Genomic DNA, 22,095 nt, shown 5'->3' with positions numbered 1-22,095 from the left:
GAGCGCGAGCACCCATCGGACCGGCCTTCGGCCCTGGGTGTCGGCCCCTCCGACGGCTGCCATGACTGCCTCCTTCGGGCGACGCTAGACGCCTGTTCGCACACGGCGGGAGGGCGCACAGGAGGCACGTCGGCGCGTGTCGGACACTCGCGCTCCCCCCAGTCTGCCCAGCCGGGCCATGCGGCGCACCCAGAGCGGGCCGACGAGCCGGGACACCGGACGAAGAGCTGGAAAAACCGCACGGGATCGGGTGTCCGGACCGGCCTCGGCTCGCTCGAGGTCCGAATACCCGATTCCGCCTCAGCCTCGCTGACCGCCGTTCTCGGCCTGGAACATCCAGTGATGCTTCTCCAGGTCACGGGTGACCTCGATGAGAATGTCCTGCGTCACCGGGTCCGGTGCGTCGGTCGCGTCGATGCGCTCCCGCATCCGCGCGATCACCGCTCCCAGCGCGTCCACGAGCGTCCGTATGGCCTGCGTGTCATCGGTCCAGCCGTCCTTGACCGCGTCGACAGCGCTGGTCGCGGCGACCGTCTGGGCCCGTGCGTCCGGCGGCAGCCCGAGCGCCGAGGCCCGCTCCGCCACCGTGTCGGCGTGCTCCCTGGCCGTTGCCACGACCTCGTCGAGCTGTAGATGAATCGTGCGGAATCGCGGGCCCACGACCGTCCAGTGGATCTGCTTGCCCACCAGGTGGAGGTCGACGAGATCGACCAGGGCGCCTTGCAGCGCGTCACCGACGACCTTGAGGTTCTCCTCCGACAGCGGGCTCCTGACCACAGTCATCCACTTCCTCCTGTTCGACCGTTTGGCCCCCCTTGGTTACCTCTCTCCATGCTGGGTGACCCGAATCCGGCCGGACAAACATCGAGGCCCCGGCCGGTATGGCTACCGGCCGGGGCCTCGAAGAACTTCAGATACCCGGTGTGGACTTCTCAAGCCGCCACGACGTCCACGGCTTCCTTGGGCGGCTTGATGGTCACCCGCTCGTCCGGGACACCCGTCACGGACGTCACGGAGACGGGATTGAGCACGGGCCGCATAGGGGCGGGCACCTTCTCGCTTGTGGACGCGGCCGACTCGGCCAGTTCGGCGAGCGACAGCTCATCGCTGACCTCTCGCATGACCTGCGACATCCGCACCTCCAGGGCGTCGCAGATCGCCGACAGCAGCTCGGATGAGGCTTCCTTCTGACCGCGCTCGACCTCTGACAGATAGCCGAGCGACACCCGGGCGGACGAGGAAACCTCGCGCAGAGTACGGCCCTGGCGCTGGCGCTGCCGGCGCAGCACGTCACCCAGCAGGCGACGGAGCAGAATCATCGCTGGCTCCCTCCTCGGACCTCGGATCCGGATCCTTCACGCCCCACCGTACCGCCTCTGGCTGTGCCCGTGCGGGGAGCGATGTCGTGTTCACTCAGGGCTGCAAACATCAAATCCCGCCGTGTTGTTCCGTATCCTGTGCCCCCGTCGTCGCGATCAATTCGCTGAACAGCAGCTTGACCGCGGCGCGGACGGTCTCTCCGCGGATTCCGGCGCGGTCTCCGTCGAGCCGCAGCGCCGCCGCGGCCACCGCGTCCGAGGGCCCCGCGACGGCCACGTGAACGGTGCCCACGGGCTGGCCGTCCTGCGGTGTGGGACCCGCCACACCCGTGGTGGCCACACCCCAGTCCGCGCCCAGCGCACGCCGTACGCCCCGGGCCATCTGCCGCGCCACCTCGGCGTCGACCGCGCCGCGCTCGGCCAGCAGGGCCCCGTCCACGCCCAGCAGCTCGCGCTTGAGGTCGGTGGCGTACGCCGTGACCGAACCGCGGAAGGAGCGGGAAGCACCGCCCACCGCGGTCAGCTCGGCGGCCACCAGACCGCCGGTGAGCGATTCGGCGACGGCCAGGGTCTGCCCGCGCCGCTCCAGCAGCGCCAGCACCTCGGCCGCCGTTCCCTCGCTCACCTCGTGGCCTCCTCCGTCGCCCGGCCTGCCCGGCGCAGCACGATCGCCTGCCGAACGTAGTCGAAGCCGGTGACCACGGTAAGGACCACGGCCACGGCCATCACCCAGAATCGCAGCGTGGCCAGCGGCCCGGTCAGCGCCAGGATGTACATCCCGACGGCGGTGCCCTGCGCGAGCGTCTTCAGCTTTCCGCCCCGGCTGGCCGGGATGACCCCGATCCGGATCACCCAGAAACGCATCAGTGTGATCCCGATCTCACGAGAGAGGATCACGCCCGTGACCCACCAGGGGAGGTCGGACAGAGCCGACAGACAGATCAGCGCCGCGCCCATGATCGCCTTGTCAGCGATCGGGTCGGCGATCTTCCCGAAGTCGGTGACCAGGTTGTACCGGCGAGCCAGATGACCGTCGAAAAGATCGGTGATCATGGCGATGGCGAACGCCGCCCAGGCGAAGGAGCGCCACGCCGGGTCGTACCCGCCATTGTGCAGCATCAACAACACGAACGCGGGCACCAGGAGCAGCCGCACCATGGTGAGAATGTTGGCGATGTTCCACAATCCGGCGGGGCTGACCGCAGCGGCCGCCGGACGGCGGTGGCCTCCCGCGGTGGAGGCCGGGACATCGGTCATCTGTCCGCCTCCCCGGTGGACGCGCCGCCGTCCCGCCGCTCCAGCGGCTCAAGCGGCTCCGCGACGAGGTCCACTCCCTCCGTCGCGATCACCTTCGCTTGGACCATACGGCCCACCTCCGGCTCCCCGTCGGTGCTGAGCAGCGTCTGGCCATCGGTCTCCGGCGCCTGGTGGGCGCCGCGGCCCAGGACGGCCCCGGTGTCGTCGATCTCCTCCACCAGCACCTCGACGACCTCGCCGAGACGCTCCTCCGCCCGCTGGGCGGTCAGCTCCTCCGCGAGCCGCGAGACGCGCTCCAGGCGCTCCGCGACCACCTCGGGGTCGACCTTGTTCTCGTAGGTGGCGGCCTCGGTGCCGTCCTCGTCCGAGTACCCGAAGACGCCGATCGCGTCCAGCCGCGCCTCGCTGAGGAAACGCTCCAGCTCGGCCAGGTCCTCATCGGTCTCGCCGGGGAAGCCGACGATGAAGTTCGACCGGGCACCGGCCTGCGGCGCCTTGCCTCTGATCGTCTCCAGCAGTTCGAGGAACCGGTCGGTGTCGCCGAACCGGCGCATGGCGCGCAGCACCCCGGGCGCCGAGTGCTGGAAGGACAGATCGAAGTACGGGGCGACCTTCTCGGTCGAGGTGAGCACGTCGATCAGTCCGGGACGCATCTCGGCGGGCTGCAGATAGCTGACCCGGATCCGCTCGATGCCGTCCACCGCGGCCAGCTCCGGCAGCAGCGTCTCCAGCAGCCGGATGTCCCCGAGGTCCTTGCCGTACGAGGTGTTGTTCTCGGAGACCAGCATGATCTCCTTCACCCCCTGCTCGGCCAGCCAGCGGGTCTCGCCCAGGACGTCGGAGGGGCGGCGCGAGATGAAGGAGCCGCGGAAGGACGGGATGGCGCAGAACGAGCACCGCCGGTCGCAGCCGGAGGCCAGCTTCACCGAGGCGACCGGACTGCTGTCCAGTCTGCGGCGCAGCGGGGCCCGCGGCCCGGAGGCCGGGGCCACCCCCTCGGGCAGGTCCTCGGGCGCCGTGTCCTGGGCGTGGCCGGGCAGCGCCACCGCGGTGGCGTCCTGCCGCTCGGCCGGGCTGATCGGCAGCAGCTTGCGGCGGTCGCGGGGGGTGTGGGAGGCGTGGATGCCGCCGGAGAGGATGGTGCGCAGCCGGTCGGAGATGTCGGCGTAGTCGTCGAAGCCGAGCACTCCGTCGGCCTCGGGCAGCGCCTCCGCGAGCTCCTTGCCGTAGCGCTCGGCCATGCAGCCGACGGCCACCACGGCCTGGGTGCGGCCGTGGTCCTTCAGGTCGTTCGCCTCCAGCAGGGCGTCGACCGAGTCCTTCTTGGCGGCTTCGACGAAGCCACAGGTGTTGACGACGGCGACGTCCGCGTCGGCGGCTTCCTCGACGAGCTCCCACCCGTCCGCCGCCAAGCGGCCTGCGAGCTCCTCCGAGTCCACCTCGTTACGGGCGCAGCCAAGAGTGACAAGGGCGACGGTGCGGCGTTCGGGCATGCGCTCAGACTACTTCGTCCCCACGACAGCCCACGCTGGCAGGGCTCCCGATCTTCCGGCGGCTCAGCCCGCCTCGGGGTCGCCCTTGGTGTAGGACAGCCGCTGGACGGCCCCGCTGGTGCCCACGTTCTTCACTTCCTTGCCGTTCACGAACAGCTTGATCGCCCCGGCGTTGCCGAGCACCAGGTCGATGCGGCTGCTGTCGCTGAAGGTCTTGGAGTCGCCCTCGCGCAGCACGCCCTCCTCGAGCAGCCGGCCGTTGTGATCCTGAGCGGAGATCCAGCTCTGGCCGCCCTCGGCGGTCAGCTTGACGGTGACCTTGTCCGCCGGGACGCCGGCGATGGCGCTGTCGGACGGGTCGGGCTTGTTCGGCGTGGCGGGCTTGCTGGGGGCGGCGCTGTTGGTGGGCGCGGAGGCGCTGGGCTTGGGCGAGGAGGTCTCCTCGGCGACCGTCGAGCCGTCGCCCTCGTCGCCACCGCTGACAAGGGTGAAGCCCACGAATCCGACGACGGCGACGATCGCCGCGACCATCGCGGCCGTCCAGTTGGGGCGCCGGGGTTCGGGGCGGATCCGTTCGGCCTCGAACAGCGGCGCGGGCGCGGTCGGCGCGGGCCGGCCGCCGTGCTCAGCGTCGAACTGCGCGATCAGGGCCTCCGGGTCGAGGCCCACGGCGCGCGCGAGCACGCGGATGTGGCCTCTGGCGTAGACATCGCCACCGCAGCGCGAGAAATCGTCCTGCTCGATGCCCCGCACGAGGGGGGTGCGCACCCGGGTCGAGGAACTGACCTCGTCGACGGTCAGCCCAGCGGAGATACGGGCCTGCTGGAGGGCACGACCGATGGAAAGCCGGTCGTCTTCGGGGGAGTTGCCGTCTTCGGGAAGGTTGCCGATGGACACGGGGGCGCCTTTCGAGCGTGAGCCACCTGCTGGAGGTTCAGTCTAGGGGTGGGGCGAAAGGGTCGGGCAAGCGGGAGGACGGAGTTTGTCCGCCATCGGGATTGCCATTCGATCACGATTCTGGGGTCTCACTCCGCCACCTCCCTCAACTTGACGTTTCGGTAGGGGAAACGGTTGCCTGCCGAACCCTTATGAGTGAGCCTTACCGCGGATCGTCTCGAGCACGCCATCCAATTCATCCGGTTTGACGAGCACATCGCGCGCTTTGGACCCCTCGCTCGGGCCGACGATGTTCCTCGACTCCATGAGATCCATCAGCCGCCCGGCCTTGGCGAACCCCACCCGCAGCTTGCGCTGCAGCATCGACGTCGAGCCGAACTGGGTGGAAACCACCAGCTCAGCGGCCTGGCACAGCAGGTCGAGATCATCCCCGATCTCCTCGTCGATCTCCTTCTTCTTCGACGACCCGACCGTCACGTCGTCGCGGAAGACCGGTGCCATCTGCTCCTTGCAGTGCGCGACGATGGCCTGGACCTCGGCCTCGGTGACATAGGCGCCCTGCATCCGGACGGGTTTGTTCGCGCCCATCGGCAGAAAGAGGCCGTCGCCCTTGCCGATCAGCTTCTCGGCGCCGGGCTGGTCCAGGATGACGCGGCTGTCGGCCAGCGAGGACGTGGCGAAGGCGAGTCGGGAGGGCACATTAGCCTTGATCAGTCCGGTGACGACGTCCACGGAGGGCCGCTGGGTGGCCAGCACCAGGTGGATACCGGCCGCGCGCGCCAATTGCGTGATCCGCACGATCGCGTCCTCGACGTCCCGCGGTGCGACCATCATCAAATCTGCCAGCTCGTCGACGATCACCAGCAGATACGGATAGGGCTTGAGCTCCCGCTCGCTCCCTTCCGGCTGCTTCACCTTGCCCTTACGGACCGCCGCGTTGAAGTCGTCGATATGGCGGAAGCCGTATGCGGCGAGGTCGTCGTAGCGAAGATCCATCTCCCGCACCACCCACTGGAGCGCCTCGGCGGCGCGCTTGGGGTTGGTGATGATCGGTGTGATCAGATGCGGAATTCCCTCGTAGGCGGTCAGCTCCACACGCTTGGGGTCGACCAGCACCATCCGCACATCGTCCGGAGTGGCCCGGACCATGATCGAAGTGATCAGGCAGTTGATGCAGGAGGACTTGCCGGAACCGGTCGCGCCCGCCACCAGCACATGCGGCATCGTGGCCAGATTGGCCGCCACATAGCCGCCTTCGACGTCCTTACCGAGCCCGACGAGCATCGGGTGTTCGTCACCGACGGAGTCCGCCGAGCGCAGCACGTCGCCCAGGTTGACCATCTCGCGGTCGCTGTTGGGGATTTCGATACCGACGGCCGACTTGCCGGGGATCGGGCTGATGATCCGGACGTCGGGACTGGCGACCGCGTAGGCGATGTTCTTGGTCAGCGCGGTGATCCGCTCGACCTTGACGGCCGGGCCCAGTTCCACCTCGTAGCGGGTGACCGTCGGGCCCCGGGTGAAGCCGGTGACGGCGGCGTCCACCTTGAACTCCGTGAACACCTTCGTCAGCGAGTCCACGACCGCGTCGTTGGCCGCGCTGCGCGTCTTGCCGGGGCCGCCGCGCTCCAGCAGCTCGAGCGAGGGGAGGGAATAGGTGATGTCCCCGGAGAGCTGGAGCTGCTCGGCGCGCGGCGGCAGCGGCTCGCTCACCTCGGCCACGGGCCGGGTCAGGTCGGGGACCCGGTGCGGGTCCACATCGCCGGCTCCGCCCGGACGGCCCTTCCCGCCCGCCGCCTTGCCCTTGGCGCCGCTCTTCCCCGCGGCCTTCCCGGGGTCCTTACCGGCATCGCGCGCGCCCGGCACCCCGCCGCTCGCGGCCCCGTCCTCCTGCTCGCCCGACATCCCGCTGCTGAGCCCGGCGACGAGCGGCGAGGGCTGCACACCGTGCAGCACCGCCCCGTCCAGCGCGGCGGCGGCCGCGGCCGCGACGTCCACGGCGTCCATGGGCCGGTCGAGCGGCGGTTGCGCGGACGAGGAGCGGCGCGAACGCCGGCGCTTGCGCAGCGACTCCTCCTCGGCCGGCTCCGGGCCGCTCGCACCGTCCGGGGCCCCTTTGGTGAGCGAGGTCCTGCGAGGCCGCCTGGCGGGCGTCTCGCGCCATTCGTCGGCGTACTCCGCCTCGTAGCCGGCCCCCGACGCGTACGCGTCCTCGTCGTCCCGCACCAGGCCCAGCCGGATGCCCAGTTGCCGCAGCCGCTGCGGAATGGCGGCGACCGGCGTCGCGGTGACCACCAGCAGCCCGAAGACGGTGAGCAGCACCAGCAGCGGTACGGCCAGCACATCGCCCATCAGGTAGATCAGCGGCCGGGAGACGGCCCAGCCGATCAGACCGCCGGCGTCCCGGATCGCCTCGGTGCCCTCGCCGCGCCCCGGGGCGCCGCAGGCGATGTGGACCTGCCCCAGGACGCCGATGACGAGCGCCGAGAGGCCGATGACGATCCGTCCGTTGGCCTCCGGCCGCTCCGGGTGGAGGAACAGGCGGGTGGCGATGGTGCCCAGCAGTATCGGCACCACCAGGTCGAGGCGGCCGAAGGCGCCGGTGACCAGCATCTCGACCAGCCTGCCGACCGGCCCTTCCAGATCGGCCCAGGTGCCCGCGGCGACGATAAGAGTGAGGGCGAGCAGCAGCAGGGCACTGCCGTCCTTGCGGTGCGCCGGGTCGAGTCCCTTGGCGCCGCGCCCTATGCCGCGGAACATCGCCGCGACGGCCCGTGCCGCGCCCATCCACACGGCGCGCACGGCGCGGTACACCCCACTGGTGGGATTCGGCGCGGGAGGTGGTGCCGCCTTCTTCTTCGGCGGGACCTTCTTCACGGGCGCGGCGGACTTCTTGGCGGGCGCCTTCTGGACCGCCGCCTTCTTCGCGGGCGCTTTCTTCGCGGTGCCCCCGGGCTGCCCGGCGCGCTTCTTCGAGGTGCCCGCCGTGCTCTGGGAACCCTTGCCGGACGTACGAGAGGCCATGCAGGCGAGGTTACCCGCGTCCGCCGTACGGAGCACGCATGGCGGGGGTATCAGGCACCGCTGGTGTCACACCGGTGCCGCATGCCGACGAGCCGGCCGTGACGGCACGTCAACGTGCGAGACCCCGGTCGGCGATGACCGACCGGCAGTGACGGTGGGGCGGTCGCTCAGTTCTGCGAGGGGACCTGGCCGGCCCCGCTGCCCGCGCCCGGCTCCAGCGCGTCCAGCGCCCGCCGCAGACCGGTCAGCTTGCGCTCCAGATGAGCCGCGGTGGCCACGGCGGCGGCATCGGCCGACTCGTCCAGCTGTTTGGAGAGCGCCTCGGCCTGCTCCTCGACGGCGGCGAGCCGCGCGGAGAGCTCGGCGAGCAGCCCCGCCGACTCCTTGGCGTCCCCGGCCGCGGGCTGACCGCCCTCCAACTGCAGCCGCAGCAGCGAGGCCTGCTCCCGCAGCTGGCAGTTCTTCATGTACAGATCCACGAAGACCGAGACCTTGGCTCTCAGCACCCAGGGGTCGAACGGCTTGGAGATGTAGTCCACCGCGCCGGCCGCGTAGCCCCGGAAGGTGTGGTGCGGGCCATGGTTGATCGCCGTGAGGAAGATGATCGGGATGTCGCGGGTCCGCTCCCGGCGCTTGATGTGCGCGGCGGTCTCGAATCCGTCCATGCCCGGCATCTGGACGTCCAGCAGAATCACCGCGAAGTCGTCCGTCAGCAGCGCCTTGAGCGCCTCCTCCCCTGACGATGCCCGCACCAGGGTCTGATCGAGCGCGGAGAGAATGGCCTCCAGCGCCAGCAGATTCTCCGGCCGGTCATCGACCAGGAGGATCTTGGCCTTCTGCACCATGCCCCGTCCTCCTCGTCCCGGCGTGGGTTCTCCCCAGCTCGAAGAGCCGGGGAAAGCACCGGGCGCCGCCCCAGGGGACGACTCCCTTGCGCCGCCCGTCCTTGTGCCGGTCATGGTAGCCGCACCCCGCTGTTCGCCACACCCTGTCACCGCGATGTCACTGTGCACGTAGCAGAAACGCGGTGGGGGACCAGAAAGTTCCCCGAATACCGCGTTCCCACACGTGTTCGGCGACACTCAGTCAACACCACGGCCGGGCCGGGCGCGCCGCGGGTCACTCCCCCGACATCCACTGCTCCATCACCGTAAGGAGATGATCGGTGTCGACCGGCTTGGTGACGTAGTCCGACGCGCCCGCTTCGATGCTCTTCTCCCGGTCGCCCTTCATCGCCTTCGCGGTGAGGGCGATGATCGGCAGCCCGGCGAACTGGGGCATCCTGCGGATCGCGGCCGTCGTGGCGTAGCCGTCCATCTCCGGCATCATGATGTCCATCAGGACGAGCACGACGTCGTCGTGCTGCTCCAGGACCTCGATGCCCTCCCGGCCGTTCTCCGCGTACAGGACCTGCAGCCCGTGCTGCTCCAGCACGCTGGTCAGCGCGAAGACATTACGGATGTCGTCGTCGACGATCAGCACCTTCTCGCCGTGGAAACCGCCCGCCGGCTCCGGGGCCACCAGGTCCTGGCCGCCCAGCAGCCACGGCTCGGGGGCCTGCGCCTGCCGTCCCGGTCGGCGGCCGGCCGACCGACGGCTCGGCTCCGCCTGCGGCGGGGACTGCTGCACCTCGGCCTGTGCCGCCTCCTGCTCGGCCCGCTGACGCCGCCGGGACAGCCCGGAGCCGCCGCGTGCGCGCGGCGCCGGGGCGGCGTCCCGCGCGGCCTCCTCCTCCGCCTCGGCACCGTCCTCCGCGGTCTCCTCCGCGCCGCTGGGGAGCGCCTCGAGCGCCAGCCGACCGGAGTCCGAGCTGCTCGGCGCGAGCTGCGGGTAGCCCTGGGGCGGCAGCTCACTGGGGTGCAGCGGCAGGTAGAGCGTGAACGTCGAGCCGCGGCCCGGTTCGCTGGCCGCGTGGATCTCGCCGCCCAGCAGCCGGGCGATCTCCCGGCTGATGGACAGGCCGAGTCCGGTGCCGCCGTACTTCCGGCTGGTGGTGCCGTCGGCCTGCTTGAACGCCTCGAAGATCACCCGCATCTTGCTCGCCGCGATGCCGATACCGGTGTCGGTGACCGAGAAGGCGATCATCTCGGCGTCCGCGTCGCGCAAGGCACCGTGCTCCAGCAGCTGTTCCCGGATGGCGTGGGGCACATCCGCGCCGGCCGGGCGGATGACGAGCTCCACGGCGCCGCTGTCGGTGAACTTCACCGCGTTGGACAGCAGATTGCGCAGCACCTGGAGCAGCCGCTGCTCATCGGTGTGCAGTGTCGCCGGGAGCTCCGGCGAAACCCTTACGGAGAAGTCCAGGCCCTTCTCGGCGGTCAGCGGCCGGAAGGTGGCCTCCACGTAGTCGACCAGCTGGACCAGGGCGATCCGGGTCGGGCTGACGTCCATCTTGCCCGCCTCGACCTTCGACAGGTCCAGGATGTCGTTGATCAGCTGAAGAAGGTCCGAGCCCGCGCCGTGGATCGTCTCGGCGAACTCCACCTGCTTCGGCGAAAGGTTGCCGTCGGCGTTGTCGGCGAGCAGCTTGGCGAGGATCAGCAGGGAGTTCAGCGGTGTGCGCAGCTCATGCGACATGTTCGCCAGGAACTCGCTCTTGTAGCGCATCGAGACGGCGAGCTGCTCGGCGCGCTCCTCCAGCACCTGCCGGGCTTCCTCGATCTCGGTGTTCTTGACCTCGATGTCGCGGTTCTGCCGGGCCAGCCGCTCGGACTTCTCCTCCAGCTCCGCGTTGGACGCCTGGAGCGCCTTCTGCCGGTTCTCCAGCTCGGCCGACCGCTCCCGCAGCTGCTCGGTCAGCTCCTGCGACTGCTTCAGCAGCACCTCGGTCTTGGTGTTGACGCTGATGGTGTTGACGCTGGTGCCGATCATCTCGGCGATCTGGTTGAGGAAGTCCTTCTGGATCTGGGCGAAGGGCTGGAACGAGGCCAGTTCGATCACGCCCAGCAGCTGCCCCTCGAAGAGCACCGGTAGGACGATCACATGGGCCGGGGCCGCCTCGCCGAGCCCCGAGGCGATCTTGAGATAGCCCGGTGGCACGTTCTCCACCAGGATCGGGCGCTTCTCCTCGGCGACCGTGCCGATCAGCGTCTCCCCGGGCTTGAAGCGCGTGGGCATCGAGCCGTGGGTGTAGCCGTAGGAGCCGACCAGGAGCAGTTCGTAGCCGTCGTCGGAGGTGCTGTCCGCGACCACCTCGGTGCCCTCACCGGGCGGTACGGCCAGGAAGAACGCGCCGTGCTGGGCGGAGACCACCGGGGTCAGCTCGCTCATGATCAGCCGGGCGACATCCTCCAGGTCGCGCCGGCCCTGCATGAGACCGGAGATCCGGGCGAGGTTGCCCTTGAGCCAGTCCTGCTCCTTGTTGGCGAGCGTCGTCTCGCGCAGGTTGGCGATCATGGTGTTGATGTGGTCCTGGAGGACCTGGATCTCGCCCGAGGCGTCCACGTCGATCTTGAGGTTGAGATCGCCGCGGGTCACCGCGGTGGCGACCTCGGCGATGGCGCGCACCTGACGGGTCAGGTTGCCGGCCATCTCGTTCACCGACTCGGTCAGGTCCTTCCAGGTGCCGGCCACGTCCCGCACCCGAGCCTGGCCGCCCAGCTGCCCTTCGGTGCCCACCTCACGGGCCACCCGGGTCACCTGGTCGGCGAACGACGAGAGCTGGTCCACCATCGTGTTGATCGTGGTCTTGAGCTCGAGGATCTCGCCCCGCGCCTCGATGTCGATCTTCTTGGTCAGATCACCCTGGGCGATCGCCGTGGTGACCATGGCGATGTTGCGGACCTGTCCGGTCAGGTTGGACGCCATCGAGTTCACGGACTCGGTGAGGTCCTTCCACGTCCCCGAGACGCCGGGCACCCGGGCCTGACCGCCCAGGATGCCGTCCGTGCCCACCTCGCGGGCCACCCGCGTGACCTCGTCGGCGAACGAGGACAGCGTCGTCACCATCGTGTTGACGGTGTCGGCCAGGGCCGCGACCTCGCCGCGCGCCTCGACCGTGACCTTCTTCGTCAGATCGCCGTTGGCGACCGCGGCCGAGACCTGCGAAATGTTCCGCACCTGAATGGTCAGGTTATTGGCCATCAGGTTGACGTTGTTGCTCAGGTCCTTCCAGATGCCGGTCACACCCGGAACCCGCGCCTGACCGCCCAACTGCCCCTCGGTGCCCACCTCACGGGCCACCCGGGTCACCTGCTCGGCGAACGACGACAGCTGGTCCACCATCGTGTTCACGGTGGTGACCAGCTCCAGGATCTCGCCCTTGGCATCGACGGTGATCTTCTTCGACAGGTCGCCCTTGGCGACCGCCGTCGTCACCTCGGCGATGGAACGCACCTGGGACGTCAGGTTGTTGGCCATGCTGTTGACGGACTGGGTGAGGTCCTTCCACGTCCCGGAGACGCCCTGCACCTCGGCCTGGCCGCCCAACTGGCCCTCGGTGCCCACCTCACGGGCGACCCTGGTGACCTCCTCCGCGAACGACGACAGCTGGTCGACCATCGTGTTCAGGGTGTTCTTCAGCTCCAGGATCTCGCCGCGCGCATCGACGTCGATCTTCTGCGAGAGGTCACCGCGCGCGACCGCCGTGGCGACCTGCGCGATATTGCGCACCTGAGCGGTCAGATTGCCCGCCATGCCGTTCACCGAGTCGGTCAGATCGCGCCACACACCGGCCACACCGGGCACCTGCGCCTGACCGCCCAGCCGGCCGTCCGTACCCACCTCGCGGGCGACCCGGGTCACCTGCTCGGCGAAGTCGGAGAGCTGGTCGACCATCGTGTTGATGGTGTTCTTCAGCTCCAGGATCTCGCCGCGCGCATCGACGTCGATCTTCTGCGACAGATCGCCGCGCGCGACCGCCGTCGTCACCTGGGCGATACCGCGCACCTGAGCGGTCAGGTTCCCCGCCATGGAGTTGACGGAGTCGGTGAGGTCCTTCCAGACACCGCTGACCCCGTCCACCCGGGCCTGGCCGCCCAGCCGGCCCTCGGTGCCCACGTCCCGCGCCATCCTGGTCACCTGGTCGGCGAACGAGGACAGCTGGTCCACCATGGTGTTCACGGTGTTCTTCAGCTTGAGCATCTCACCGGAGACATCGACGGTGACCTTCTGCGACAGATCGCCGTTCGCCACCGCCGTGGTCACCTGGGCGATGTTGCGCACCTGTCCGGTGAGGTTCCGGAACGCGGTGTTCACCGAATCGGTGAGATCCTTCCACGTCCCCGCCGCACCCGGCACCTGCGCCTGACCGCCCAGCTCGCCCTCGACGCCGATCTCCCGGGCCACCCGCGTCACCTCGGCGCCGAAGGACTGAAGCTGGTCCACCATCGTGTTGACGGTGTTCTTCAGCTCCAGCATCTCCCCGGCCACGTCCACGGTGACCTTCTGCGACAGATCGCCGTTCGCCACCGCCGTCGTCACCTGGGCGATGTCCCGCACCTGAGCGGTGAGGTTCCGGAACGCGGTGTTCACCGAATCGGTGAGATCCTTCCACGTCCCCGCCGCACCCGGCACCTGCGCCTGACCGCCCAGCAGCCCCTCGGCGCCGACCTCGCTGGCCACCCGCGTGACCTCGTCGGCGAAGGTGCGCAGCGTCTCGGTCATGGTGTTGATCGTGTCGGCCAGCTGCGCGACCTCGCCGCGTGCGCTCACCGTCACCTTCTGCGACAGATCGCCATTGGCGACCGCCGTGGTCACCTGGGCGATCCCGCGCACCTGCGCGGTCAGGTTCCCGGCCATCAGGTTGACGGAGTCGGTGAGGTCCTTCCAGACCCCCGCGACGCCCGGCACCTGCGCCTGACCGCCGAGCTCACCCTCGGTGCCCACCTCACGGGCGACTCTGGTCACCTCGGCGGCGAACGAGGAGAGCTGGTCCACCATCGTGTTGACGGTTTCCTTCAGCTCGAGCATCTCCCCGGACACATGAACCGTGACCTTCCGGGACAGATCACCCTTCGCCACCGCCGTGGTCACGAGAGCGATATCACGCACCTGAGCGGTGAGCCGGGAGGCCATCGTGTTGACGGACTCCGTCAGGTCCTTCCACGAACCCGACATTCCGCGCACTCGGGCCTGGCCACCCAGCTTGCCCTCGGTGCCGACCTCGCTCGCGACCCGCGTCACCTCATCGGTGAACGCCGAGAGCTGATCCACCAGGCCGTTGACGGTGCGCCCCACCTTCAGGAACTCACCGCGCAGCGGATGCGCCGACCCGTCGGCGCCCTGTGCCCGCAGGTCCATGCGCTGCTCCAGGTCGCCCTCGGCGACCGCCGACAGCACCCGGCCCACCTCGGACACCGGCCGCACAAGATCGTCCACCAGTGCGTTGGAGGCATCGATGGCCGCCGCCCACTGGCCCTCACAGGCGCCGGTCTCCAGCCGCTCGGTGAGCTTGCCCTCCCGGCCGACCACCCGCCGTACCCGGGTCAGCTCGCCGGTAAGTTGCAGATTGCGATCCGCGACCTCGTTGAAAACGGCCGCGATCTCGGACATGACGCCCTCGCCCGAGACCGTCAGCCGCTTGCGGAAGTTCCCGTCCCGCATGGCCGTCATCGCGGTCAGCAGCCGGTTCAGGGCCGCCGTCTCCACTTCAGTCGTCCCATTGCTCCGGGACCGTCCGCCTTTCGCGCGCGTATTCGTGCCCCGCGCCGCTGCGCCAGACTCCACCGTGTCCCTCCCGCAGGGTTGACCGTCCTCGTCGGGTTCTTCTTCCAGCTTCCCCAGTGTTTCACCATGCCCCAACCAGGCCATAACAGTTCGGCAGCATCGCACACCGCCGACAGCACACTCTGGGTGGAATCGGGGCCGACCGGCATTCGCGCGGGCGTCGATGGTAAGTAACCTGGCAACCGGCCAGGGCATCGGAGGGGCGCTGCGACATGGGTGAGCAGTTCGCCGAGACACATATGAGGAGACCTGTGATCACCGCGCGGGCAGCCGCCACCTTCGAACCGGTGGGACGCTCGGTCGCCGCCGCCCGCACCTTTGTCCGGGACACCCTTCAGGGGTGGGGCCTCACCGACATCGTGGACGACGCCGTCGTCCTCACCAGCGAACTTGTCACCAACGCGGTGGTGCACGCCGGTACCACCGCCGACGTGGTCTGCATCCGCGCCGACACCGGCGTACGCGTCGAGGTCGCCGACCGCTACCCCGAGCGCGAGGTCCCGCTCCAGAGCAACGGCGGCCACCACTTCGGGCACCCCGACCGCGAGGGCGGCCGCGGACTGCTGCTGTGCGCCGCGCTCGCCGCCCGCTGGGGCGTCGAGTACACCGCGACCCATAAGCACGTCTGGTTCCACCTCGACTTCCCCGACCGTCCGGCGGGCACCCGGGCCGCCGGCCCCGCCCTGCCCTCCAGCGCCCTGCCCATCGCCGACTCCCGGGTGCGGGTCGGCGTCGTCCAGGTCGACAGCGGCGGTCTGATCAGCGCCTGGAACGAGGACGCTCAGGCACTGTTCGGTTACCCACCGGAGCAGGTCATCGGCAAACCGCTGACCGATCTCGCGGCCTGGCCGCACACCCCCGGCACCAGCACCGGGGTCGCCGAGGCGCTGCTGCTCTCCCGCTGGGAGGGCTCGTACGGCATCCGCGGCGCCGACGGCCGGGTCTCCCCCGTCTACGCCTCCCATCTGCGCGTCCGCGACGCCGAGGGCGAGCCGTCCACCGTCTGCCTGCTGGTGCGCGACCGCGAGCGCGCCGTGCTGCAGAGCCAGATGCGCGGTGCCGGGGGCGACACCACCGACACGGCCGAGCGGGGCCCGGCCACCGACGCCTTCGAGGTCTTCATCGGCTCGCCGGCCCCCGACGACCTCGACGGGCTGCTCCAGCGCACCGTCGAGCGGGCCCGCGACATGCTCGACGGCGACGCCGCGTATCTGCTGCTGGCCACCGACGACGAAACCGAGTTGGAGGTCCGCGCCTCCACCGGGCTGCCCTCCGCCCGCCAGCGCTTCGCCCGCGTCCCCGTCGAAGCGGGCTCTGGGCGCTACGGCTCGGCCCGGATGCCCGCCGTCCACGAGGACCTGTCCGCGGTGCCCGGGGCTGTTCCGCTCTTGGTGAACACCGGGATGCGCTCCGTCGTCACCGTTCCGCTGAAGGTCGAGGGCCGGCTCACCGGCTCGCTCGGCGTCGCCGCCGAGGCCCCCGCCCGCTACAGCAACGAAGAGGCCCTGCGGCTCCAGTTCGCCGCCGACCGCATCGCCCTCGCCGTCGAGCGCGCCCGCCTCACCGAGCTGGAGCGGCTCCGCCGCGGCTCCCTGTCCTTCCTCGTCGAGGCGTCCGACCTCCTCGCGGGCACCCTGGACCGCGATCAGACGCTGGCCCTCATGGCCCAGATGACGGTGCCCACACTGGCCAGTTGGTGCGCCGTCTATACGGTCGCCGACCAGGCGTCCGAGCCCGAGCTGTCGTACGTGCTGCACGAGGACGAGGACCGCATCGACGGACTCAAGGCCCTGCTGATGAAGATCGACCCGCCGGAGCAGGTCCCCACCGGCGGAGCCCGCAGCTGGTCCGGTCCCTATGACGCGGCTCACGCCGCCGCCCTGCGCACCTCGCTGCGCAGCCTCAGCCTCGGCGATTCCGCCCGTCCCTCCTCGGGCCCCGGCGCCTCGCTGGCGACCGCCTCCGCGGTCGGCGGGGAGACGGTCGTGCTGCCCCTGGTGGCCCGTAACCGCGTCATCGGCATGCTCGTCCTCGGCAAGCCCACCGACGAGCATTTCCGCCAGGAGAACCTGGAGCTCGCCGAGGACCTCTCCCGCCGGGCGGCGCTCGCGCTGGACAACGCGCGGCTCTACTCGGAGCGCACCGCCATCAGCCAGTCCCTGCAGCGCAGTCTGCTGCCGCCCGAACTGCCGGAGGTCGACGGAGTCGAGGTCGAGGTCATCTACCGCGCAGCGGGCGAGGGCAACGAGGTCGGCGGAGACTTCTACGATCTCTTCCCGATCCGCGAGGGGGCGTACGGCTTCGCCATCGGCGACGTCTGCGGCACCGGACCGGAGGCCGCCGCGGTCACCGGACTCGCCCGGCATGCCCTGCGGCTGCTCGCCCGCGAGGGCTTCGGGGGCCCGGCGGTCCTGGAGCGGCTCAACGCGGCCATCCTCGACGAGGGCGCCCGCAGCCGCTTCCTGACCCTCCTCTACGGGGAGTTGTGGCCGCAGCATGACGGCAGCGCGGTCCTCAAGGTCGTCTGCGCCGGACACCCCCTGCCGCTCCGGCTGCGCCAGGACGGCACCGTGGAGGCGGCGGCCGAGCCCCAGCCGCTGCTCGGCGTCATGGACGATCTGGAGCTGTACGAGCAGACGGTGACGCTCGACCCGGGAGACGTGCTGCTGTGCGTCACCGACGGCGTCACGGAGCGGCGTGAGGGCACCAGGATGCTCGGCGACGACGGCCTTGTCGACGTCCTGACGACCTGCACCGGCCTTACGGCGGGCGCGGTGGCCGCCCGGGTGCTGCGGGCGGTCGAGCGCTTCGCGGTGGACCCGCCGTCCGACGACATGGCGATCCTGGCCATGCGCGTCCCCGAGCCGGCCGACTCCTGAGGCGGCCCGGCCGGGGGTCGGGCGCCGGGTGTTCCCCCTACGGTGCCCGCCACATCCCGCCGCATGACGAAGGCCCCCGCCACATGGCGGGGGCCTTCGCAGGAGAGCCCCAATACGGAATCGAACCGTAGACCTTCTCCTTACCATGGAGACGCTCTGCCGACTGAGCTATTGGGGCGCGTCGACGAGATAGATCATACCCGAACTCGAGTGCGCTCCCGACCACCCGCCCCGGGGCTCAGGCGGCTGACTGGAGCAGCCCGCCCAGCGCGTTGCAGGCCGAGACCACGCGCTGCAACTCCCGCCGCGACATGGTCGGATCGACGGGCAGCGCCAGGCACTCATCGGCCGCCCGCTCGGTCTCCACGAGCCACAGATCGCGCCGGAAGCGCGCGGTACGGTGCGCGGGCGTCTGTACGGGGACATGGCATACGACGCCGCGTGAACGCAGCGTACGGGCGAAGGCGTCCCGGTCCGGCCGGCCATTGCCGGGGACCCGGACGACGTACTGCTGATAGGTGTGTTCCACTCCGGGGGCGACCGCCGGCGTGAGAACACCGCGCAGCTTCCCGTCCAGGTACGCCGCGTTCGCCTGCCGCCGCAGGATCTCCCCCGCGGGCTCGCAGACCGCACCGTGGCCGATCACCAGCACGCCGTGCCGTCGGCTGAGCTCAGTGAGGGCCGCCATGTCCGCGGGGTGGCCGAAGGTGTGAATGGCCACGACGGCCGCGGTCCGGGGCGTCAGCGCCTCGGCCACCGCGGCCGGGTCTATGCAGTAGGTGCGGGCGTCGATGTCCACGAACACCGGCCTGGCGCCGGCCAGCAGCACCGCTTCCGCGGCCTCGGGAGTGCCGTAGGACGGCACGATCACCTCGTCGCCCGGCCGTACACCTGCCCGGGTCAACTCATGCAGCAGCTCATCCGTAGGAGTCCCCATGGGCGGCATCGTGCCCATACAACATGAACACCGAGTGGCTCACAGCACAACAAAAGAAGAGAGCCCTGCCGGTGACCGAAGTCCCGACAGGGCTCTCTGCAAAATTTGTTCGGCGGCGTCCTACTCTCCCACAGGGTCCCCCCTGCAGTACCATCGGCGCTGAAAGGCTTAGCTTCCGGGTTCGGAATGTAACCGGGCGTTTCCCTAACGCTATGACCACCGAAACACTATGAAGATAAAACCGGAAACAACACGGTTCATTACTTCAGAACCAACACAGTGGACGCGAGCAACTGAGGACAAGCCCTCGGCCTATTAGTACCAGTCAACTCCACCGGTCACCCGGCTTCCATATCTGGCCTATCAACCCAGTCGTCTACTGGGAGCCTTAACCCCTCAAGGAGGTGGGAGCCCTCATCTCGAAGCAGGCTTCCCGCTTAGATGCTTTCAGCGGTTATCCCTCCCGAACGTAGCCAACCAGCCATGCCCTTGGCAGAACAACTGGCACACCAGAGGTTCGTCCGTCCCGGTCCTCTCGTACTAGGGACAGCCCTTCTCAAGACTCCTACGCGCACAGCGGATAGGGACCGAACTGTCTCACGACGTTCTAAACCCAGCTCGCGTACCGCTTTAATGGGCGAACAGCCCAACCCTTGGGACCGACTCCAGCCCCAGGATGCGACGAGCCGACATCGAGGTGCCAAACCATCCCGTCGATATGGACTCTTGGGGAAGATCAGCCTGTTATCCCCGGGGTACCTTTTATCCGTTGAGCGACGGCGCTTCCACAAGCCACCGCCGGATCACTAGTCCCGACTTTCGTCCCTGCTCGACCCGTCGGTCTCACAGTCAAGCTCCCTTGTGCACTTACACTCAACACCTGATTGCCAACCAGGCTGAGGGAACCTTTGGGCGCCTCCGTTACCCTTTAGGAGGCAACCGCCCCAGTTAAACTACCCACCAGACACTGTCCCTGATCCGGATCACGGACCCAGGTTAGACATCCAGCACGACCAGAGTGGTATTTCAACAACGACTCCACCACAACTGGCGTTGCGGCTTCACAGTCTCCCACCTATCCTACACAAGCCGAACCGAACACCAATATCAAGCTGTAGTAAAGGTCCCGGGGTCTTTCCGTCCTGCTGCGCGAAACGAGCATCTTTACTCGTAGTGCAATTTCACCGGGCCTATGGTTGAGACAGTCGAGAAGTCGTTACGCCATTCGTGCAGGTCGGAACTTACCCGACAAGGAATTTCGCTACCTTAGGATGGTTATAGTTACCACCGCCGTTTACTGGCGCTTAAGTTCTCAGCTTCGCCACACCGAAATGTGACTAACCGGTCCCCTTAACGTTCCAGCACCGGGCAGGCGTCAGTCCGTATACATCGCCTTACGGCTTCGCACGGACCTGTGTTTTTAGTAAACAGTCGCTTCTCGCTGGTCTCTGCGGCCACCACCAGCTCCGAGTGCAAAACCCATCACCAGCAATGGCCCCCCTTCTCCCGAAGTTACGGGGGCATTTTGCCGAGTTCCTTAACCATAGTTCACCCGAACGCCTCGGTATTCTCTACCTGACCACCTGAGTCGGTTTAGGGTACGGGCCGCCATGAAACTCGCTAGAGGCTTTTCTCGACAGCATAGGATCATCCACTTCACCACAATCGGCTCGGCATCAGGTCTCACCCACAATGAGAGACGGATTTACCTACCCCTCGGGCTACACCCTTACCCCGGGACAACCACCGCCCGGGCTGGACTACCTTCCTGCGTCACCCCATCACTCACCTACTACAGGTCTGGACCGTCGGCTCCACCACTCCCCTTCACCCGAAGGATCCAGGGCGGCTTCACGGACTTAGCATCGCCTGGTTCAGCGTTGGCGCTTCAAAGCGGGTACCGGAATATCAACCGGTTGTCCATCGACTACGCCTGTCGGCCTCGCCTTAGGTCCCGACTTACCCTGGGCAGATCAGCTTGACCCAGGAACCCTTAGTCAATCGGCGCACACGTTTCCCACGTGTGAATCGCTACTCATGCCTGCATTCTCACTCGTGAACCATCCACAACTCGCTTACACGGCTGCTTCACCCGGCACACGACGCTCCCCTACCCATCACAGTCCCCGTTAGGGGTACATACTGCAATGACACGACTTCGGCGGTACGCTTGAGCCCCGCTACATTGTCGGCGCGGAATCACTTGACCAGTGAGCTATTACGCACTCTTTCAAGGATGGCTGCTTCTAAGCCAACCTCCTGGTTGTCTCTGCGACTCCACATCCTTTCCCACTTAGCGTACGCTTAGGGGCCTTAGTCGATGCTCTGGGCTGTTTCCCTCTCGACCATGGAGCTTATCCCCCACAGTCTCACTGCCGCGCTCTCACTTACCGGCATTCGGAGTTTGGCTAAGGTCAGTAACCCGGTAGGGCCCATCGCCTATCCAGTGCTCTACCTCCGGCAAGAAACACACGACGCTGCACCTAAATGCATTTCGGGGAGAACCAGCTATCACGGAGTTTGATTGGCCTTTCACCCCTAACCACAGGTCATCCCCCAGGTTTTCAACCCTGGTGGGTTCGGTCCTCCACGAAGTCTTACCTCCGCTTCAACCTGCCCATGGCTAGATCACTCCGCTTCGGGTCTTGAGCGTGCTACTCAAACGCCCTCTTCGGACTCGCTTTCGCTACGGCTCCCCCACACGGGTTAACCTCGCAACACACCGCAAACTCGCAGGCTCATTCTTCAAAAGGCACGCAGTCACGAGACACCAGCAAGCTGATGTCCGACGCTCCCACGGCTTGTAGGCACACGGTTTCAGGTACTATTTCACTCCGCTCCCGCGGTACTTTTCACCATTCCCTCACGGTACTATCCGCTATCGGTCACCAGGGAATATTTAGGCTTAGCGGGTGGTCCCGCCAGATTCACACGGGATTTCTCGGGCCCCGTGCTACTTGGGAAACAAGCAAGCAAGCCACCACGATTTCAGCTACGGGGGTCTTACCCTCTACGCCGGGCCTTTCGCATGCCCTTCGCCTATCGCAATGGTTTCTGACTCACCCAGCCGCCGGCAGACGACCGAAGCTCGCTCCCACAACCCCGCATGCGCAACCCCTGCCGGGTATCACACACATACGGTTTAGCCTCATCCAGTTTCGCTCGCCACTACTCCCGGAATCACGGTTGTTTTCTCTTCCTGCGGGTACTGAGATGTTTCACTTCCCCGCGTTCCCTCCACATACCCTATGTGTTCAGGTATGGGTGACAGCCCATGACGACTGCCGGGTTTCCCCATTCGGACACCCCCGGATCACAGCTCGGTTGACAGCTCCCCGGGGCCTATCGCGGCCTCCCACGTCCTTCATCGGTTCCTGGTGCCAAGGCATCCACCGTGCGCCCTTAAAAACTTGGCCACAGATGCTCGCGTCCACTGTGCAGTTCTCAAACAACGACCCGTACCCCGTCACCCACACTCACGTGCAGTCACCAGGACCGGCCGAAGGAACAAGCGAAACCCTCTCGCCCGTACCCTCAGACACCCAACAGCGTGCCCGACACCGCCTCTTACTCACCCCGCGTTCCACGCCCCCGAAGAGGCAGTACTAGCAGAGAAAGCACCC

General features: G+C 68.0%; 11 protein-coding genes, 1 tRNA gene and 2 rRNA genes. 1 reads left to right on the top strand and 13 read right to left on the bottom strand.

Features of this window, described 5'->3' with window-relative positions; translation table 11 throughout:
* Positions 1–300 precede the first annotated feature (300 nt).
* From N6H00_RS29065 to N6H00_RS29025, 9 genes are all read right to left on the bottom strand, one after another.
* On the bottom strand, positions 301–783 hold the full coding sequence (locus N6H00_RS29065; RefSeq protein ID WP_268974782.1) for a Dps family protein: 483 nt from the start codon (positions 781–783) through the stop codon (positions 301–303).
* Positions 784–932: 149 nt separating this feature from the next.
* Positions 933–1,319, bottom strand: a complete 387-nt coding sequence (locus tag N6H00_RS29060; protein ID WP_268974781.1) for a helix-turn-helix domain-containing protein — start codon at positions 1,317–1,319, stop codon at positions 933–935.
* 109 nt (positions 1,320–1,428) lie between these two features.
* Complete coding sequence (locus N6H00_RS29055) at positions 1,429–1,944, bottom strand: CinA family protein (protein WP_268974780.1); 516 nt, start codon at positions 1,942–1,944, stop codon at positions 1,429–1,431.
* Positions 1,941–2,576 (bottom strand): CDP-diacylglycerol--glycerol-3-phosphate 3-phosphatidyltransferase, encoded by a 636-nt coding sequence (pgsA, locus tag N6H00_RS29050; RefSeq protein ID WP_268974779.1) that lies wholly within the window; start codon positions 2,574–2,576, stop codon positions 1,941–1,943. The genes N6H00_RS29055 and pgsA overlap by 4 nt, the downstream gene beginning before the upstream one ends.
* Positions 2,573–4,069, bottom strand: coding sequence for a 30S ribosomal protein S12 methylthiotransferase RimO (rimO, locus tag N6H00_RS29045; protein ID WP_268974778.1), 1,497 nt, complete (start codon positions 4,067–4,069; stop codon positions 2,573–2,575). Before rimO ends, pgsA begins: the two co-directional genes overlap by 4 nt.
* 63 nt (positions 4,070–4,132) lie before the next feature.
* On the bottom strand, positions 4,133–4,966 hold the full coding sequence (locus N6H00_RS29040) for a helix-turn-helix domain-containing protein (RefSeq protein ID WP_268974777.1): 834 nt from the start codon (positions 4,964–4,966) through the stop codon (positions 4,133–4,135).
* Between the two features lie 189 nt (positions 4,967–5,155).
* A complete protein-coding gene (locus N6H00_RS29035) occupies positions 5,156–7,990 on the bottom strand; it encodes a DNA translocase FtsK (RefSeq protein WP_268974776.1) in 2,835 nt (944 codons plus the stop codon).
* A 167-nt stretch (positions 7,991–8,157) separates the two neighbouring features.
* A complete protein-coding gene (locus tag N6H00_RS29030) occupies positions 8,158–8,835 on the bottom strand; it encodes a response regulator (RefSeq protein ID WP_268974775.1) in 678 nt (225 codons plus the stop codon).
* Between the two features lie 274 nt (positions 8,836–9,109).
* Positions 9,110–14,656 (bottom strand): HAMP domain-containing protein, encoded by a 5,547-nt coding sequence (locus tag N6H00_RS29025; protein WP_268974774.1) that lies wholly within the window; start codon positions 14,654–14,656, stop codon positions 9,110–9,112.
* 251 nt (positions 14,657–14,907) lie between these two features.
* Between N6H00_RS29025 and N6H00_RS29020 the strand changes: the two genes are divergently transcribed.
* Positions 14,908–17,535, top strand: coding sequence for a SpoIIE family protein phosphatase (locus tag N6H00_RS29020; RefSeq protein ID WP_268974773.1), 2,628 nt, complete (start codon positions 14,908–14,910; stop codon positions 17,533–17,535).
* A gap of 105 nt (positions 17,536–17,640) precedes the next feature.
* Here the strand turns inward: N6H00_RS29020 and N6H00_RS29015 are convergent.
* From N6H00_RS29015 to N6H00_RS29000, 4 genes are all read right to left on the bottom strand, one after another.
* Positions 17,641–17,713: transfer RNA gene (locus N6H00_RS29015), tRNA-Thr, on the bottom strand.
* A 60-nt stretch (positions 17,714–17,773) separates the two neighbouring features.
* Positions 17,774–18,472 (bottom strand): DegT/DnrJ/EryC1/StrS family aminotransferase, encoded by a 699-nt coding sequence (locus tag N6H00_RS29010; RefSeq protein ID WP_268974772.1) that lies wholly within the window; start codon positions 18,470–18,472, stop codon positions 17,774–17,776.
* 107 nt (positions 18,473–18,579) lie between these two features.
* Positions 18,580–18,696, bottom strand: a 5S ribosomal RNA gene (gene rrf, locus N6H00_RS29005).
* A gap of 71 nt (positions 18,697–18,767) precedes the next feature.
* Positions 18,768–21,888: ribosomal RNA gene (locus N6H00_RS29000) — 23S ribosomal RNA — on the bottom strand.
* Positions 21,889–22,095 lie beyond the last annotated feature (207 nt).

It is taken from the genome of Streptomyces sp. S465 (assembly GCF_026898115.1).
GTDB lineage: Bacteria > Actinomycetota > Actinomycetes > Streptomycetales > Streptomycetaceae > Streptomyces > Streptomyces luomodiensis.
The sequence above is the reverse complement of the archived record's forward strand: the minus strand, read 5'-3'. Positions and strand labels throughout refer to the sequence as shown.

Excerpts from the sequence above, each read along its gene's own strand:
- N6H00_RS29065 (WP_268974782.1), bottom strand. The coding sequence starts at position 783 with ATGACTGTGGTCAGGAGCCCGCTGTCGGAGGAGAACCTCAAGGTCGTC.
- N6H00_RS29035 (WP_268974776.1), bottom strand. The coding sequence starts at position 7,990 with ATGGCCTCTCGTACGTCCGGCAAGGGTTCCCAGAGCACGGCGGGCACC.
- N6H00_RS29010 (WP_268974772.1), bottom strand. The coding sequence starts at position 18,472 with ATGGGGACTCCTACGGATGAGCTGCTGCATGAGTTGACCCGGGCAGGT.
- pgsA (WP_268974779.1), bottom strand. The coding sequence starts at position 2,576 with ATGACCGATGTCCCGGCCTCCACCGCGGGAGGCCACCGCCGTCCGGCG.
- N6H00_RS29060 (WP_268974781.1), bottom strand. The coding sequence starts at position 1,319 with ATGATTCTGCTCCGTCGCCTGCTGGGTGACGTGCTGCGCCGGCAGCGC.
- N6H00_RS29030 (WP_268974775.1), bottom strand. The coding sequence starts at position 8,835 with ATGGTGCAGAAGGCCAAGATCCTCCTGGTCGATGACCGGCCGGAGAAT.
- rimO (WP_268974778.1), bottom strand. The coding sequence starts at position 4,069 with ATGCCCGAACGCCGCACCGTCGCCCTTGTCACTCTTGGCTGCGCCCGT.